General features: G+C 62.6%; 10 protein-coding genes. 4 read left to right on the plus strand and 6 right to left on the minus strand.

The window, feature by feature from the left end; all coding sequences use genetic code 11:
• Positions 1-96: 96 nt before the first annotated feature.
• Both recO and pdxJ read left to right on the plus strand, forming a co-directional pair.
• Complete coding sequence (gene recO / locus PDR5_RS05075) at positions 97-786, plus strand: DNA repair protein RecO (protein ID WP_039769514.1); 690 nt, start codon at positions 97-99, stop codon at positions 784-786.
• Between the two features lie 47 nt (positions 787-833).
• A complete protein-coding gene (gene pdxJ, locus PDR5_RS05080; RefSeq protein WP_064593587.1) occupies positions 834-1,577 on the plus strand; it encodes a pyridoxine 5'-phosphate synthase in 744 nt (247 codons plus the stop codon).
• Between the two features lie 124 nt (positions 1,578-1,701).
• On the opposite strand, the gene mltF is transcribed toward pdxJ, so the two are convergent.
• A complete protein-coding gene (gene mltF, locus PDR5_RS05085) occupies positions 1,702-3,162 on the minus strand; it encodes a membrane-bound lytic murein transglycosylase MltF (RefSeq protein ID WP_011332593.1) in 1,461 nt (486 codons plus the stop codon).
• Positions 3,163-3,447: 285 nt separating this feature from the next.
• Here mltF and purL point away from each other — a divergent pair, with 285 nt between their 5' ends.
• Together purL and PDR5_RS05095 are read left to right on the plus strand one after the other, a co-directional pair.
• On the plus strand, positions 3,448-7,344 hold the full coding sequence (gene purL / locus PDR5_RS05090; RefSeq protein WP_064593589.1) for a phosphoribosylformylglycinamidine synthase: 3,897 nt from the start codon (positions 3,448-3,450) through the stop codon (positions 7,342-7,344).
• A gap of 5 nt (positions 7,345-7,349) precedes the next feature.
• On the plus strand, positions 7,350-7,661 hold the full coding sequence (locus PDR5_RS05095) for a Nif3-like dinuclear metal center hexameric protein (RefSeq protein ID WP_064593592.1): 312 nt from the start codon (positions 7,350-7,352) through the stop codon (positions 7,659-7,661).
• A gap of 668 nt (positions 7,662-8,329) precedes the next feature.
• Here the strand turns inward: PDR5_RS05095 and nagE are convergent.
• The 5 genes from nagE to PDR5_RS05120 are packed head-to-tail and all read right to left on the minus strand — an operon-like array spanning position 8,330 to position 15,489.
• The gene (nagE, locus tag PDR5_RS05100; protein WP_064593595.1) at positions 8,330-10,045 is read right to left on the minus strand and encodes an N-acetylglucosamine-specific PTS transporter subunit IIBC; all 1,716 of its coding nucleotides are present in this window, start codon (positions 10,043-10,045) and stop codon (positions 8,330-8,332) included.
• Between the two features lie 23 nt (positions 10,046-10,068).
• The gene (gene ptsP, locus PDR5_RS05105) at positions 10,069-12,582 is read right to left on the minus strand and encodes a phosphoenolpyruvate--protein phosphotransferase (protein WP_064593598.1); all 2,514 of its coding nucleotides are present in this window, start codon (positions 12,580-12,582) and stop codon (positions 10,069-10,071) included.
• Between the two features lie 35 nt (positions 12,583-12,617).
• Positions 12,618-13,628, minus strand: coding sequence for an SIS domain-containing protein (locus PDR5_RS05110; RefSeq protein WP_064593601.1), 1,011 nt, complete (start codon positions 13,626-13,628; stop codon positions 12,618-12,620).
• Positions 13,621-14,727, minus strand: a complete 1,107-nt coding sequence (nagA, locus tag PDR5_RS05115) for an N-acetylglucosamine-6-phosphate deacetylase (RefSeq protein WP_064593604.1) — start codon at positions 14,725-14,727, stop codon at positions 13,621-13,623. The genes PDR5_RS05110 and nagA overlap by 8 nt, the downstream gene beginning before the upstream one ends.
• Before the next feature lie 30 nt (positions 14,728-14,757).
• Complete coding sequence (locus tag PDR5_RS05120; protein ID WP_064593607.1) at positions 14,758-15,489, minus strand: GntR family transcriptional regulator; 732 nt, start codon at positions 15,487-15,489, stop codon at positions 14,758-14,760.
• Between the last annotated feature and the right edge of the window lie 77 nt (positions 15,490-15,566).

Below are 15,566 nucleotides of genomic sequence, written 5' to 3' on the forward strand. Positions count from 1 at the left end.
ATATATTTTGACTGACTCACCGCTTTCGCGAGCAAGCCCGCTCCCACATTAGTTTTGGGTTTGTGTGTAAAACTGCGTTTCGTCATCGAGAACTCAATGTCGCAAAGCCCGCCTCCCGCCCAACCCGCCTACGTCCTGCATTCGCGCGCCTACCGCGAAACCAGTGCATTGGTGGACTTCCTCACGCCGCAAGGTCGGCTGCGGGCGGTGTTGCGCAGTGCGCGGGGCAAGGCCGGGACATTGGCGCGGCCGTTCGTGCCGCTGGAAGTGGAGTTTCGCGGCAAGGGTGAGTTGAAGAACGTAGGGCGCATGGAGAGTGTCGGCAACGCCACGTGGATGGTCGGCGAGGCGCTGTTCAGCGGTCTGTATCTCAATGAGCTGTTGATCCGCCTGTTGCCCGCCGAAGATCCGCATCCTGCGGTGTTCGATCATTACGCTGCCACGTTGCTGGCATTGGCCGAGGGGCGGCCGCTGGAACCGCTGTTGCGCTCCTTCGAATGGCGGCTGCTCGACGACCTCGGTTATGGCTTTTCCCTGAACACCGACATCAACGACGAACCCATCGCTGCGGATGGCCTATACCGTTTGCAGGTGGATGCCGGGCTCGAACGGGTCTACCTGCTGCAACCCGGACTGTTCAACGGCACCGAACTGCTGGCCATGGCCGAAGCCGACTGGTCGGCACCGGGCGCGCTGTCCGCCGCCAAGCGCTTGATGCGCCAGGCATTGGCCGTGCATCTGGGCGGTCGTCCCCTCGTCAGTCGCGAGCTGTTTCGCAAGCCCTGATCTCGCCGTATGCTGTGCGCCGAATCTTTCCACTCAGGAGCGCATCCGTGACCACCAGCAATCGCATTCTTCTTGGCGTGAACATCGACCACGTCGCCACCCTGCGTCAGGCCCGTGGCACGCGCTATCCGGATCCGGTCAAGGCAGCGCTGGACGCGGAAGAGGCGGGCGCTGACGGCATCACCGTGCACCTGCGCGAAGACCGTCGGCACATTCAGGAGCGCGACGTGCTGCTGCTCAAGGACGTGCTGCAAACCCGCATGAACTTCGAAATGGGCGTCACCGAAGAAATGATGGCGTTCGCCGAGCGTATTCGTCCGGCGCACATCTGTCTTGTGCCGGAAACCCGTCAGGAATTGACCACCGAAGGCGGTCTGGATGTGGCGGGGCAGGAGGAGCGGATCCGGGCGGCGGTCGAGCGTCTGTCGAAGATCGGCAGCGAGGTATCGCTGTTCATCGACGCCGACGAGCGGCAGATCGCTGCGTCGAAGCGCGTCGGCGCACCGGCCATCGAGCTGCACACCGGACGTTACGCCGATGCCGAAACGCCTGCCGAAGTGGCTGAAGAACTCAAGCGTGTCGCGGACGGCGTGGCCTTCGGTCTGGCCCAGGGCCTGATCGTCAATGCCGGCCATGGCCTGCACTATCACAACGTCGAGGCGGTTGCCGCAATCAAGGGCATCAACGAGCTGAACATCGGTCACGCGCTGGTGGCGCACGCGTTGTTCGTAGGCTTCAAGTCTGCTGTCTCTGAAATGAAAGCGCTGATCCTGGCCGCCGCCAAGCACTAAGCCTCGACAAAGAAGCTGTGGGAGCGAGCCTGCTCGCGAAAGCGGTGTATCAGTCAACGATGATGTCGGCTGACACGACGCCTTCGCGAGCAGGCTCGCTCCCACATTTGTTTTGGGGTGTTTGTTACAACGGGGCGGGCTCTTGAGCCGGTTTCGATTTGTCGATCCCCGGCACATGCAGGTTGCCCTCGGCCACCTGATCGCCTTCAAGCTGCGGCTGGGTCACCCAGGTGAGGATGTCGTAGTAGCGACGGATGTTCGCCACGAAATGCACCGGTTCGCCGCCCCGGGCGTAGCCGTAGCGGGTCTTGCTGTACCACTGCTTCTGCGACAGGCGCGGCAGGATCTTTTTCACATCCAGCCACTTGTCCGGGTTCAACCCTTCCTTGGCCGCCAGTTTGCGTGCGTCATCCAGATGACCGCTGCCGACGTTGTAGGCCGCAAGAGCAAACCAGGTGCGATCCGGTTCCTGGATCGATTCGTCTAGCTGATCCTTCATGTAGGCCAGGTACTTGGCGCCACCCATGATGCTCTGCTTCGGATCGAGGCGGTTGGACACGCCCATGGCCTGGGCGGTGTTCTGGGTCAGCATCATCAGCCCGCGCACGCCGGTCTTCGACGTGACCGCCGGTTGCCACAGCGATTCCTGATAACCGATCGCCGCCAGCAGGCGCCAGTCGACTTTCTCTTTCTTGGCGTAGGCCTTGAAGTGCTGTTCGTATTTGGGCAGCCGCTGCTGCAAATGCTGGGCGAAGGTGGTGGCGCCCATGTAGCCGAGGACGTCGACGTGGCCGTAATAACGGTCTTTCAGACGTTGCAGGGTGCCGTTCTTCTGCACCTTGTCCAGATAACTGTTGATCTCGTTTAGCAGGCTGTTGTCTTCGCCGGCCGCCACGGCCCAGCTCTGGCTGCGCGCGTCGCCGAGGTCGAAGGCCACGCGGATATTGGTGAAGTACACCTGGTTCATCGCCACTTCGTTGGAATCGACCAGGGTCAGGTCGATCTGACCTTCATCGACCATACGCAGCAGGTCGACCACTTCAACGGCGTCGGACTCTTCGTATTGAATGCCAGGATATTTCTGTTTCAGCTCCGCCAGTTGTTCGGCGTGGGTGCTGCCCTTGAGCACCATGATCTTCTTGCCCACCAGATCGCCGGCGTCGGTGGGGCGTGACTGGCCGTTGCGATAGATGATCTGCGGGGTGACTTCGAGGTAGGAGCGGGAGAAGCGCACCTGCTTCTTGCGCTGTTCGCTGCTGACCAGGCCGGCGGCCGCCAGTACCGGGCCGTTCGGCTTGCCGACCTGATTGAACAGGTCGTCGAGGTTGTCGGCGGTCTCGATCTTCAGCTCGACCCCCAAATCGTCGGCGAAGCGCTTCACCAGCTCGTATTCGAAGCCGGTTTCACCGCTGCGATCCTGAAAGTAGGTGGCGGGGCTGTTTCGGGTGACCACCCGCAGCACGCCATCCTCCTTTACGCGCTCGAGTGTGTTGGGTTTATCAACACAGCCACTGAGCATCAGGAAGAGTCCGGTAGCGATCAGCCATTTGGCGTATCGCGGACGCAAAGCCGTTGGGGAAAACATGTGCGCAGTATACGCAAAGGACAACGGGCGCCATATCTCGACAGTCGAGGGGTTGTCTGCTAGGCATCACAAAACCGCGCGAAACCCCGCAGAAACGGGCCCGAAAGGCATTTTGTGACAGAAAAAATAACCCGCCTTGCAACACCCCATAAATTTGACCCTCAAGGCAGGAACACCACTCGACATCCGGGTGCAACCGTGCGTAGCGTTTCGGGTGATGTTGAGGGCGGTTTAGGCTAGAATGCACGGCCTCAAAGCACACCCCTTCCCGAGGCTGTCCCGAAGATGTTGATCCTGCGCGGCGCTCCTGCCCTTTCTGCCTTTCGCCACAGCAAACTCCTTGAGCAACTGAGCCAGAAGGTTCCAGCTGTCAGTGGCCTGTATGCTGAATTCGCTCACTTCGCCGAAGTCACCGGCGTCCTGACCGGCGACGAACAGCAGGTGCTTGCGCGCCTTCTGAAGTACGGTCCAAGCGTTCCGGTTCAAGAGCCGACCGGTCGTCTGTTCCTGGTGTTGCCACGTTTCGGCACCATCTCGCCATGGTCGAGCAAGGCCAGCGACATCGCCCGCAACTGCGGCCTGAGCAAGATCCAGCGTCTGGAGCGCGGTATCGCGTTCTATGTGGCCGGTCAGTTCAGCGAAACCGAAGCGCAGCAGATTGCCGATGTACTGCATGACCGCATGACGCAGATCGTTCTGGCCAACCTCGAGCAGGCCGCCGGTCTGTTCAGCCACGCCGAACCGAAGCCGCTGACCGCCATCGACATCCTCGGCGGCGGTCGCGCCGCGCTGGAAAAAGCCAACGTCGAATTGGGCCTGGCCCTGGCCGAAGACGAGATCGACTACCTGGTCAACGCCTTCAACGGTCTCAAGCGCAACCCGCATGACATCGAACTGATGATGTTCGCCCAGGCCAACTCCGAGCACTGCCGCCACAAGATCTTCAACGCCAGTTGGGATATTGACGGCGAGAGCCAGGAAAAAAGCCTGTTCGGCATGATCAAGAACACCTATCAGATGCACAGCGAAGGCGTGCTGTCCGCTTACAAGGACAACGCTTCGGTGATCGTCGGCAACGTCGCCGGCCGCTTCTTCCCGGATCCGGAAACCCGCCAGTACGGCGCGGTGCAGGAGCCGGTGCACATCCTGATGAAGGTCGAAACCCACAACCACCCGACCGCGATCGCTCCGTTCCCGGGCGCGTCCACCGGTTCCGGTGGCGAGATCCGCGACGAAGGTGCAACCGGTCGTGGCGCCAAACCGAAAGCCGGCCTGACCGGTTTCACCGTGTCGAACCTGCAGATCCCGGGCTTCGAACAGCCGTGGGAAGTGCCGTACGGCAAGCCTGAGCGCATCGTCAACGCGCTGGACATCATGATCGAAGGCCCGCTGGGCGGCGCCGCGTTCAACAACGAATTCGGCCGTCCGGCCCTGACCGGTTACTTCCGTACCTTCGAACAATCGATCACCACCCCGCACGGTGATGAAGTTCGCGGTTACCACAAGCCGATCATGCTCGCTGGCGGCATGGGCAACATCCGTGAAGAACACGTCAAGAAAGGCGAGATCGTTGTCGGCTCCAAGCTGATCGTGCTCGGCGGCCCGGCGATGTTGATCGGCCTGGGCGGCGGCGCTGCTTCCTCCATGGCCACCGGCACCAGCTCGGCGGATCTGGACTTCGCTTCCGTTCAGCGTGAAAACCCTGAAATGGAACGTCGCTGCCAGGAAGTCATCGACCGTTGCTGGCAGCTGGGCGACAAGAACCCGATCAGCTTCATCCACGACGTGGGTGCGGGCGGTCTGTCCAACGCCTTCCCGGAACTGGTCAACGACGGCGACCGCGGTGGCCGTTTCGAACTGCGCAACATTCCAAACGACGAGCCGGGCATGGCCCCGCACGAAATCTGGTCCAACGAATCCCAGGAACGTTACGTTCTGGCGGTCGGCCCGGCCGACTTCGAGCGCTTCAAGGCGATCTGCGAACGTGAGCGTTGCCCGTTCGCCGTTGTCGGTGAAGCCACCGCCGAGCCGCAACTGACCGTGACCGACAGCCACTTCGGCAACAACCCGGTGGACATGCCACTGGAAGTGTTGCTGGGCAAGGCACCGCGCATGCACCGTTCGGTGGTTCGCGAAGCCGAGCTGGGCGATGACTTCGATCCGTCGAACCTCGACATCGGCGAAAGCATCGAGCGCGTTCTGCATCACCCGGCCGTGGCGAGCAAAAGCTTCCTGATCACCATCGGCGACCGCACCATCACCGGCCTCGTGGCCCGTGACCAGATGGTCGGCCCTTGGCAGGTTCCAGTGGCCGACGTGGCCGTCACCGCCACCAGCTTCGACGTCTACACCGGTGAAGCGATGGCGATGGGCGAGCGCACTCCGCTGGCACTGCTGGATGCTCCGGCGTCGGGCCGCATGGCCATCGGCGAAACCCTGACCAACATTGCCGCTTCGCGCATCAACAAGCTCTCCGACATCAAACTGTCGGCGAACTGGATGTCCGCTGCCGGCCACCCGGGCGAAGACGCGCGTCTGTACGACACCGTGAAAGCGGTCGGCATGGAACTGTGCCCTGAGCTGGGCCTGACCATTCCGGTTGGCAAGGACTCGATGTCCATGGCCACCCGCTGGAACGACAACGGCGAAGACAAGACCGTCACCTCGCCGATGTCCCTGATCGTGACCGGTTTCGCGCCAGTGGCTGACATCCGTCAGACCCTGACTCCGGAACTGCGCATGGACAAGGGCACCACCGACCTGATCCTGATCGACCTCGGTCGCGGTCAGAACCGTATGGGCGCCTCGATCCTCGCCCAGGTTCACGGCAAGCTCGGCAAGCAGGCTCCGGACGTCGACGACGCCGAAGACCTGAAAGCGTTATTCGCCGTGATCCAGGGCCTCAACGCCGACGGTCATCTGCTGGCTTACCACGACCGTTCCGACGGTGGTCTGCTGACCACCGTGGTGGAAATGGCCTTTGCCGGTCACTGTGGCCTGAGCCTGAACCTGGACAGCGTTGCCGAAAGCTCCGCTGAAATCGCCGCCATCCTGTTCAACGAAGAACTGGGTGCCGTGATCCAGGTTCGCCAGGACGCCACCCCGGACATCCTCGCCCAATTCAGCGCGGCTGGTCTGGGCGACTGCGTCTCCGTGATCGGTCAGCCGATCAACAATGGCCAGATCAACATCACCTTCAACGGTGACACCGTGTTCGAAGGCCAGCGTCGTCTGCTGCAACGTCAGTGGGCCGAGACCAGCTACCAGATCCAGCGTCTGCGCGACAACGCCGACTGCGCCGAGCAAGAGTTCGATGCGCTGCTGGAAGAAGACAACCCGGGCCTGAGCGTCAAGCTGAGCTACGACGTCAACCAGGACATCGCCGCGCCTTACATCAAGAAAGGCATCCGCCCACAGGTTGCCGTGCTGCGTGAGCAGGGCGTCAACGGTCAGGTGGAAATGGCGGCTGCGTTCGACCGCGCCGGTTTCAACGCGATCGACGTGCACATGAGCGACATTCTGGCCGGCCGTGTCGACCTGAACGAGTTCAAGGGTCTGGTGGCCTGCGGTGGTTTCTCCTACGGCGACGTACTCGGCGCCGGTGAAGGCTGGGCCAAGTCCGCACTGTTCAACAGCCGTGCCCGCGATGCGTTCCAGGGCTTCTTCGAACGTAACGACAGCTTCACCCTCGGCGTGTGCAACGGTTGCCAGATGATGTCCAACCTGCACGAGCTGATCCCGGGCAGCGAGTTCTGGCCGCACTTCGTGCGCAACCGCTCCGAGCAGTTCGAAGCGCGCGTGGCGATGGTTCAGGTTCAGGAGTCGAACTCGATCTTCCTGCAGGGCATGGCCGGTTCGCGCATGCCGATCGCCATCGCTCACGGTGAAGGCCATGCCGAATTCGAAAGCGAAGAGGCACTGCTCGAAGCCGATCTGTCGGGTTGCGTGGCGATGCGTTTCGTCGACAACCACGGCAAGGTCACCGAAGCCTACCCGGCCAACCCGAACGGTTCGCCGCGCGGGATCACCGGCCTCACCAGCCGCGACGGTCGCGTGACGATCATGATGCCGCACCCGGAGCGTGTGTTCCGTGCCGTGCAGAACTCGTGGCGTTCGGAAGACTGGAACGAAGACGCACCTTGGATGCGTATGTTCCGTAATGCTCGTGTGTGGGTGAACTAAGCGTCGTGTACAAGCTCGGGTTTTTTGTTCCTGACAGTCATGTCGAGGTGGTCAAGGACGCTGTGTTCGCTGCCGGTGGTGGGCGGATCGGTGACTATGACCACTGTGCTTGGCAGGTGCTTGGCTCTGGTCAGTTTCGGCCTCTGGACGGGAGTCAGCCGTTCATTGGTCAGGCTGGGCAGGTCGAGCGGGTCGAGGAGTGGAAGGTTGAGCTTGTCGTTTGCGATGAGTTGATTCGCTCGGTAGTGGCGGCTCTTAAGTTGAGCCATCCCTACGAGACACCGGCTTATGAAGTTTGGCGGTTGGAGGATTTTTGATCTTCTGATCGCAGTTATGGAAAATCCGCTGAGAGTGATTTCAGCGGGTTTTTTGTTGTTTGGGGTTTGGGTTGGGTGAATATCCGTTTCTTCGGGTGCGGCGGCTTATGGTTCCGCCCTTACGGCGGGTCACTTTGGCAAACGCCCCAAAGTAACCAAAGGTCTGGTCCCCTGCGTTCGGCACCTCGCCTAGGCTCGGTGTTCCTTCGTTCCGGGATTCATCCGGGGGCATCGCCTACGGTTTGCTTCGCTGCACCTCCTCTCGATGCATGCGGCTGCGCCGCACGGTCGCTGCGCTCCCACCCCCGGATAAATCCCTCCACTCAGCCTTCCGATGGGGCCGGTACGTCAAAAGCCTTACTCGAGCTAACGCTCATCGTGTTGAGTGGTGGGGAGCGAAAGCTGAAGCAGGAGCAGGAGCAGGAGCAGAAGAAGGGGAGGAAGCAAAGGAAGCAAAGGAAGCAAAGGAAATAGAGGAAATAGAGGAAGCACGATTCGAGTTGCATGCATTTTATAACCCGAGTTCACCTCGGTATGTCACGTCGGCGTACCTCTCCCAAACAACGCGGTCAGTCCCCTCTCCCTCCGGGAGAGGGTTAGGGTGAGGGGAATTCTGCGACCGTACAAAGATGCATCGAATCCCCCCACCCATCGATTCAGAGGTCGCCCTAAACCTTGGCACTCACCTCACTCCGATTGACCAACCCCTCCAACGCCGCACTCAGACTCTGCGCCCGCTCACCTACCAGCAAGTGCCATACGCCATCCTCCAGCGCGCTCACACCCAGACATCCAAGTTCTTTCAATCGGCTTTCCGACAGCGCTTTGCCATCGGCCAGTTGCAGGCGGATGCGGCTCATGGCGATGCAGTCGAGTTGCAGCACGTTGTCGCTGCCGCCCAGGGCGCTCAGCCATTGCTGGGCTTGCGGTGCGGCTATAGCAACGGGCTCGTTGGTTTCGACGACTGTGACAGGAGCAGCCACTACGACTCGGCCCAATGCGGGCATCGCCAGGCGGATTTCGTCGGCAATGCTGTCGGCCATCGGCCCGACGACCACCTGCAGGCTGCCGCCCTTGCCCGGACGTACCACGGCCATTGCACCCAGTGCTTTCAAATCGGCATCGGAGGCTTTGTTGCGATCGACCATTTCCAGTCGCAGCCGCGTGGTGCACGCGCCGACGGTGACCAGATTCTCGGCACCTCCCAAGGCTTTGATGTACGCAGCGGCGCGCTCGTTTTCTGTCAGCACGGATTTCTCGGCAGCGGCCACGTCTTCACGTCCCGGGGTTTTCAGATTGAAACGGCGGATACAGAAGTCGAACACCGCGTAATAGATGACGGCATAAACCAGTCCCACCGGCACCACCAGCCAGCCGTTGGTGGAGCGTCCCCAGCCCAGCACCATGTCGATGAAACCACCGGAGAAGGTGAAGCCCAGATGAATGTTCAGCGCATTGGTGATCGCCATCGACAACCCGGTCAGCAACGCATGCACCAGATACAGCAGCGGCGCCAGAAACATGAAGGCAAATTCGATGGGCTCGGTCACCCCGGTCAAGAATGAGGTCAGGGCCATCGACAGGAAGATCCCGCCCATGACCTTACGGCGTTCCGGCAGGGCGTTGCGGTACATCGCCAGACACGCGGCCGGCAGGCCGAAGATCATCATCGGGAACATGCCGGTCATGAACTGGCCGCCCTTGGGATCGCCGGCGAAGTAGCGCGACAGATCTCCAGTGACCAGAGCGCCGGTGGTCGGGTCGGTGAAGTTGCCGAACACGAACCACGCCATGTTGTTGAGGATATGGTGCAGGCCGGTGACGATCAGCAGGCGGTTGAACACGCCAAACACGAAGGCGCCAAGGCTGCCGCTTTCCATCATCAAGGCGCCGAAGCTGTTGATGCCGTGCTGGATCGGCGGCCAGATGTAGCCGAACACCACGCCCAGACCGACCGCCGCGAACCCGGTGACGATCGGCACAAAACGCCGGCCACCGAAAAAGGCGAGGTACTCCGGCAGCTTGATGTCCTTGAAGCGGTTGTACAGCGCGCCGGCCATCAGGCCGCTGACGATCCCGGCGAGCATGCCCATGTTGATGCTGGCGTCGAGCACCTTGAGGGTGGAGATCATCACCAGATAACCGATCACCCCGGCGAGGCCGGCGGTGCCGTTGTTGTCACGGGCAAAACCGACGGCGATGCCGATGGCGAAGATCATCGCGAGGTTGGCGAAGATTACCTGACCGGCGTCGTGGATGATCGCGATGTTCAGCAGGTCAGTGTCGCCCAGGCGCAGCAGCAGGCCGGCGATCGGCAGGATCGCGATCGGCAGCATCAGCGCGCGGCCGAGGCGTTGCAGGCCTTCGATGAAGAGTTGGTACATGGCGTTTGTCCTTGTTGTTTTTGTTAGCGCAGAGGCCAATGTTGATGGCAGGCATGACGCACCGCGGCGGCGCTGCTCAGCTTGAGCAAGTCCCGGGCGAGGCGTTGGCATTCGGCTTCGTGCAGCTGGCGCACGCGGTCCTTGATTTCGCCGATCTGTACCGGGCTCACCGACAGTTCGGTCACGCCCAGGCCGATCAACACCGGCGTCGCCAGCGGATCCGAGGCGAGGGCGCCGCACACGCCGACCCAGCGTTTATGCACCGCCGCGCCTTCGCAGGTCATGGCGATCAGGCGCAGCAGCGCCGGGTGCAAGGCATCGACCCGCGCGGCAAGGCCGGCGTGGTCGCGGTCCATGGCCAGGGTGTATTGCGACAGGTCGTTGGTGCCGATGGACAGGAAGTCGGCGTGTTCGGCCAGTTGCTCGGCCTGCAACGCGGCGGCCGGGACTTCGATCATCACGCCGATTTCCGGACGTTGGTTGATGCCCAGTTCCAGACACAGCGCATCGATCCGTTGGCGGATGTGCAGCAGTTCGTCGACCTCGGTGACCATCGGCAGCAGGATCCGGCAACGCTGCAACGGGCTGACTTGCAGCAGCGCACGCAGTTGCTGATCGAGGATTTCCGGGCGGGCCTGGGCCAAGCGAATTCCGCGCAGGCCGAGCACCGGGTTGGCCTCCACCGGCAGCGGCAGGTAATCGAGTTGCTTGTCGCCACCGACGTCGATGGTGCGGATGATCACCGACTTGTCGCCCATGGCATCAATCACGGCTTGATAGGCAGCGCGTTGCTCTTCGACGTCCGGCGCAGTCTGGCGGTCGACGAACAGAAATTCGGTGCGCAACAGGCCGACGCCATCGGCGCCATTGGCAAACGCATCGGCCGCTTCATGGCTGGAGGCGACGTTGGCGACCACTTCGATGGATACGCCGTTGCGGGTTTCGGCCGGCAGATGGGCCTGGGCTTGCTGGGCGTCGCGCCGTTGTTGACGGTCGATTTGCGCCTGCTGCACTTCGGCCAGACGCTCGGCATTCGGCGTCAGCTCGAGGCGACCGCCGTCGGCGTCGAGGACCACCGACAGGCCTTGCGCTTGATCGAGCAGCGCCGAGCCCAGTGCGACCATGCACGGCAGGCCTTTGCCCCGAGCCAGAATCGCCACGTGGGAAGTCGCGCCACCTTCGGCCATGCACAAACCGGCGACGCCTTGCGCGCTCAGTTGCAGCAGGTCCGACGGCGTCAGTTCGTGGGCGGCGACGATGGCGCCGGCCGGTACGTCGTAATGCCAGGCTTCACCGAGCAGGGCACGCAGCACGCGTTGCTTGAGGTCACGCAGATCGTTGGCGCGCTCGGCCAGCAGCGGGCTGCCAGTGTTTTGCAGCACTTGGCATTGCGCGTCGATGGACTGGCTCCAGGCGTGGGTCGCCGCCGTGCCGGTTTCAATCGATTGCTGGGCGGCGTCGAGCAAGGCCGGGTCTTCCAGCAAGGCCAGGTGCGCGGCGAAGATCGCTTCTTCGTCGGCATTGCGCTGTTTTTTCGCCTGGACGAGGGTGCCGTCGATTTCGCTGCGAACCTGATTCAGCGCGGTGTCGAGAATCTGTAGTTGATGCTCGGGGTGATGATTGCCGGTGTCGGCCGGCAGGCTGATCGCGTTCAGACGAAACAGCGGCCCGCCCACCAGTCCCGGCGCGGCGCACACACCGTGCAACACGCCAGCCTCGGCCGAGCGATTGCGTGGAGCGGCGGCAACCGGTGCGGCAGCGTGATGGTCTTCGGGCAGTGCGGTGGCCAGCGCAGTGAGCAAGGCTTGCAGCGCAGCCTGTGCGTCCGGGCCCTGGCAACTGACCTGCACTTCGTCCTGCTCGCCAATCGCCAGGCCCATCAAGCCGATGAGGCTGTTGCACGATGCCGACTTGCCGGCGAAATGCAGCTGGGACTGGCTCTTGAACCCTTGCGCGGTCTGGCGGATCAACGCCGCCGGGCGCGCATGCAGACCGCCGCGATGGGCAACCTGCACGTGACCGAGAACTTCCGGGCCGCCGAGTTCTTCTGCATTCGCCGCTGTGCTGTGACGAGCGATGATGTGCAGCAGCGGCTCGCCGACCTTCACCGTTTTCAGGGTGATGGGGCGCGCCTGGAAATCCTGGCTGTTGGTCAGGATCAGCAGGCTGACCAGGCTTTTGCACTGGCGGCCGACCTTGTCCAGGTCATAGCGCAGCAGCGGCTGGCCATTGCTGACCCGCGCGCCTTCCTTGACCAGCATCGAGAAGCCTTCACCCTGCAACTCCACCGTGTCCAGACCGAGGTGCAGCAACAGCTCGGCGCCGTTGTCGGCGCGCACGGTCAGCGCATGGCCGGTGCGGGCGACGTGGATCACCACGCCGGCGCAGGGCGAATACAGGGTGTCGTTCAGCGGATCGATGGCAATGCCGTCGCCCATCGCGCCGCTGGCGAACACCGCGTCCGGAACGTTGGCGAGCGTGAGCACCGGGCCGCTGAGCGGGGCGCTTAAAGTCAGCTCTTTATTGTTGTTGTGCATGGCTCGGTCTCATCAGGAAAACGTTCGGTTCGGACTCAGTGCGTACGGGTGACTTTGCTCAGGTGTCGCGGCTGATCCGGGTCCATGCCACGGGCCACGGACAGACCGGCCGCCATCACGTAGAAACTCTGAATCGCGAGGATCGGATCGAGGGCCGGGTGCTCCGCACGGCTGAGGGTCAGGTCGCGCTCGCTGACGTCATCCGGTGCGGCCAGCAGCACGCGGGCGCCGCGCTGACGCATCTCGGCTGCCAGGCTCAGCAGACCGGCCTGTTCGGCGCCGCGCGGGGCGAACACCAGCAATGGGTAGTGTTCGTCGATCAGGGCCATCGGGCCGTGACGGACTTCGGCGCTGCTGAAGGCTTCGGCCTGGATCGCCGAGGTTTCCTTGAATTTCAGCGCGGCTTCCTGGGCGATGGCGAAACCGGCGCCACGGCCGATCACCATCAACCGCTCGCAATCGCGCAGGGCGTCGATGGCCAGGCTCCAGTCCTGTTGCGCGGCTTCGCGCAGGCCTTCGGGCAGGGCGTTGTGCGCCTCCAGCAATTCGGCGTCTTCTTTCCAGTGCGCGATCAGACGGGCGCTGGCGCTGAGGGTGGCGATGAAACTCTTGGTCGCGGCGACACTGCTTTCGGTGCCGGCCAGCAATGGCAGGCTGAATTCGCACGCAGCCTCCAGCGGCGAATCGGTGGCGTTGACCATCGACACACTGAGCGCGCCACGCTTGCGCAACAGGCGCAGGCTGTTGACCAGATCCGGGCTCTGGCCCGACTGGGAAAACGCGAACGCAACCTGACCGCTGACCTTCAAAGGCGCCTGTTGCATGGTCACCACCGACATCGGCAACGACGCCACCGGAACCCCCAGTTGCTGCATGGTCAGGTAGGCGAAGTAGCTCGCCGCATGGTCGGAGCTGCCACGGGCAACGGTCATCGCCACTTGCGGCGGTTGACGACGCAGGCGCCCGGCGATCTCGATCATTGGCGAGTCGAGCTGTTGCAGTTGGGCTTGCACGGCCTCGAATGAGGACAGCGCCTCCTCAAGCATTTTTGAAGTCAATGTCTTCTCCTTCGACCATGACGGCGGTCAGTGTGAGTGAGCGATCCAGCCGCACGCAGTCGGCCCAGGCGCCAGGTGCAAGGCGCCCGCGTTCGGTGATGCCGAGGTAGTCGGCGGGGAATTGCGAAAGACGTTGCGAGGCCTCGGCGATCGGCAGACCGATCTTCACCAGATTGCGCAGGGCCTGATCCATGGTCAGGGTGCTGCCCGCCAGGGTGCCATCGGGCAGGCGCACGCCGCCCAGGCATTTGGTGACGGTGTGGCTGCCGAGCTTGTACTCGCCATCGGGCATGCCGGCGGCGGCGGTCGAATCGGTGACGCAGTACAGGCACGGAATCGAGCGCAGAGCCACGCGGATCGCGCCGGGGTGCACGTGCAGCAAATCCGGAATCAGCTCGGCGAATGTGGCGTGGGCGAGGGCGGCGCCGACGATGCCCGGTTCGCGGTGATGCAGCGGACTCATGGCGTTGTACAAGTGGGTGAAACTGGTGGCGCCAGCCTCAAGGGCGGCGACGCCTTCTTCGTAACTGCCGAGGGTGTGGCCGATCTGCATGCGGATGCCACGGCTGCTGAGTTCACGAATCAAACCGTCATGGCCGGCGATTTCCGGGGCGATGGTGATCACCCGAATCGGCGCCAGTGCCAGATAGTCTTCGACCTCGGCCATCAACGCGGTGTGGGCAAAGTTCGGTTGTGCGCCGAGTTTGCCGGGATTGATGTAGGGGCCTTCGAGGTGAACGCCGAGAACCCGGGCGGCACCTTTCGGGCGCTGTTCACAGAACTCGCCGACTTCCTTGAGCACGCTGGAAATCTCGGCACTCGGCGCGGTCATCGTGGTGGCCAGCAGCGAGGTGGTGCCGAAGCGCACGTGGGTCTTGGTGATGGTCTCGAAGGCGCTGGCGCCCTCCATGATGTCCTTGCCGCCACCGCCGTGGACGTGCAGGTCGATGAAACCCGGCAGCAGATACGGCAAGTCATTGGTCGCCGGATCGCAAGGCTCGCCTTCGATCGACACGACTCTGCCGTGTTCGTGGATCAGCCGGCCGCGAATCCAGCCGTCAGCGGTGAGGATGTTGTCTTCAGACATTTCGCTTCTCTCGTTTGGCCTGGCTGCTGATCAGCGGCGCAGCTCTGCAACAAAGTCGTAGTAGTCGTTGCGGCAATAGGTGTCGGTGACTTCGATCGGCGTGTTGTCTTCCAGATAGCCGACCCGGGTCATCAGCAGCATCGCGGTGCCGGGGGCGATGCCGACCAGTGCGGCGAACTCGTCCGAGGCATTGATGGCCTGGATGTGCTGCAAGGCGCGCACGATCGGCTTGCCGATGCTGTCGAGGTGTTCGTAGAGGGAATCGCCCACCACCTGTGGCTTGGGCATGATCGAGGCGGGCAGGGTGCTCATCTCGATGGCCATCACGGTGTCGTCGGCCTTGCGCAGGCGTTTCATGCGCGCGACCTTGTCGTTCGGCGACAGGCCGAGGCGGATCAATTCTTCGTGGGTCGGCAGGGTGATTTCCCGCTCCAGCCATTGCGAGCTGGGCACGAAGCCCTTGAGGCGCAGCATCTCGCTGAAACCCGACAGACGCGACAGCGGTTGTTCAAGGCGTGGGGTGATGAAAGTGCCGGAACCTTGCAAGCGGCGGATCAAACCTTGATCGAGCAGGACTTCCAGCGCCTTGCGCGCGGTGACCCGGGAAATCCCCAGCATTTCGCTGAGACTGCGCTCCGACGGCATCGCCTGTTCGGCTTTCCACTGGCCGGCATGGATCGCCGCTTCCAGATTGCGTGCCAGTTGCAGGTACAGCGGCGTCGGCTGGGAGTCGTCGGGACGTAGGGCGTGGAGGTCGTTCATGTAAGGCTTTTCCGGCGCTGATATAGGATTGTTGTCGCTCGGTTGTCGGGCGAAAACTAATACCACTTGCATACCAT

The organism is Pseudomonas sp. DR 5-09 (assembly GCF_001655595.1).
Classification (GTDB): Bacteria; Pseudomonadota; Gammaproteobacteria; order Pseudomonadales; family Pseudomonadaceae; genus Aquipseudomonas; species Aquipseudomonas pharyngis.

Excerpts from the sequence above, each read along its gene's own strand:
- recO (WP_039769514.1), top strand. The coding sequence starts at position 97 with ATGTCGCAAAGCCCGCCTCCCGCCCAACCCGCCTACGTCCTGCATTCG.
- mltF (WP_011332593.1), bottom strand. The coding sequence starts at position 3,162 with ATGTTTTCCCCAACGGCTTTGCGTCCGCGATACGCCAAATGGCTGATC.
- purL (WP_064593589.1), top strand. The coding sequence starts at position 3,448 with ATGTTGATCCTGCGCGGCGCTCCTGCCCTTTCTGCCTTTCGCCACAGC.
- nagE (WP_064593595.1), bottom strand. The coding sequence starts at position 10,045 with ATGTACCAACTCTTCATCGAAGGCCTGCAACGCCTCGGCCGCGCGCTG.
- ptsP (WP_064593598.1), bottom strand. The coding sequence starts at position 12,582 with ATGCACAACAACAATAAAGAGCTGACTTTAAGCGCCCCGCTCAGCGGC.
- PDR5_RS05110 (WP_064593601.1), bottom strand. The coding sequence starts at position 13,628 with ATGCTTGAGGAGGCGCTGTCCTCATTCGAGGCCGTGCAAGCCCAACTG.
- nagA (WP_064593604.1), bottom strand. The coding sequence starts at position 14,727 with ATGTCTGAAGACAACATCCTCACCGCTGACGGCTGGATTCGCGGCCGG.
- PDR5_RS05120 (WP_064593607.1), bottom strand. The coding sequence starts at position 15,489 with ATGAACGACCTCCACGCCCTACGTCCCGACGACTCCCAGCCGACGCCG.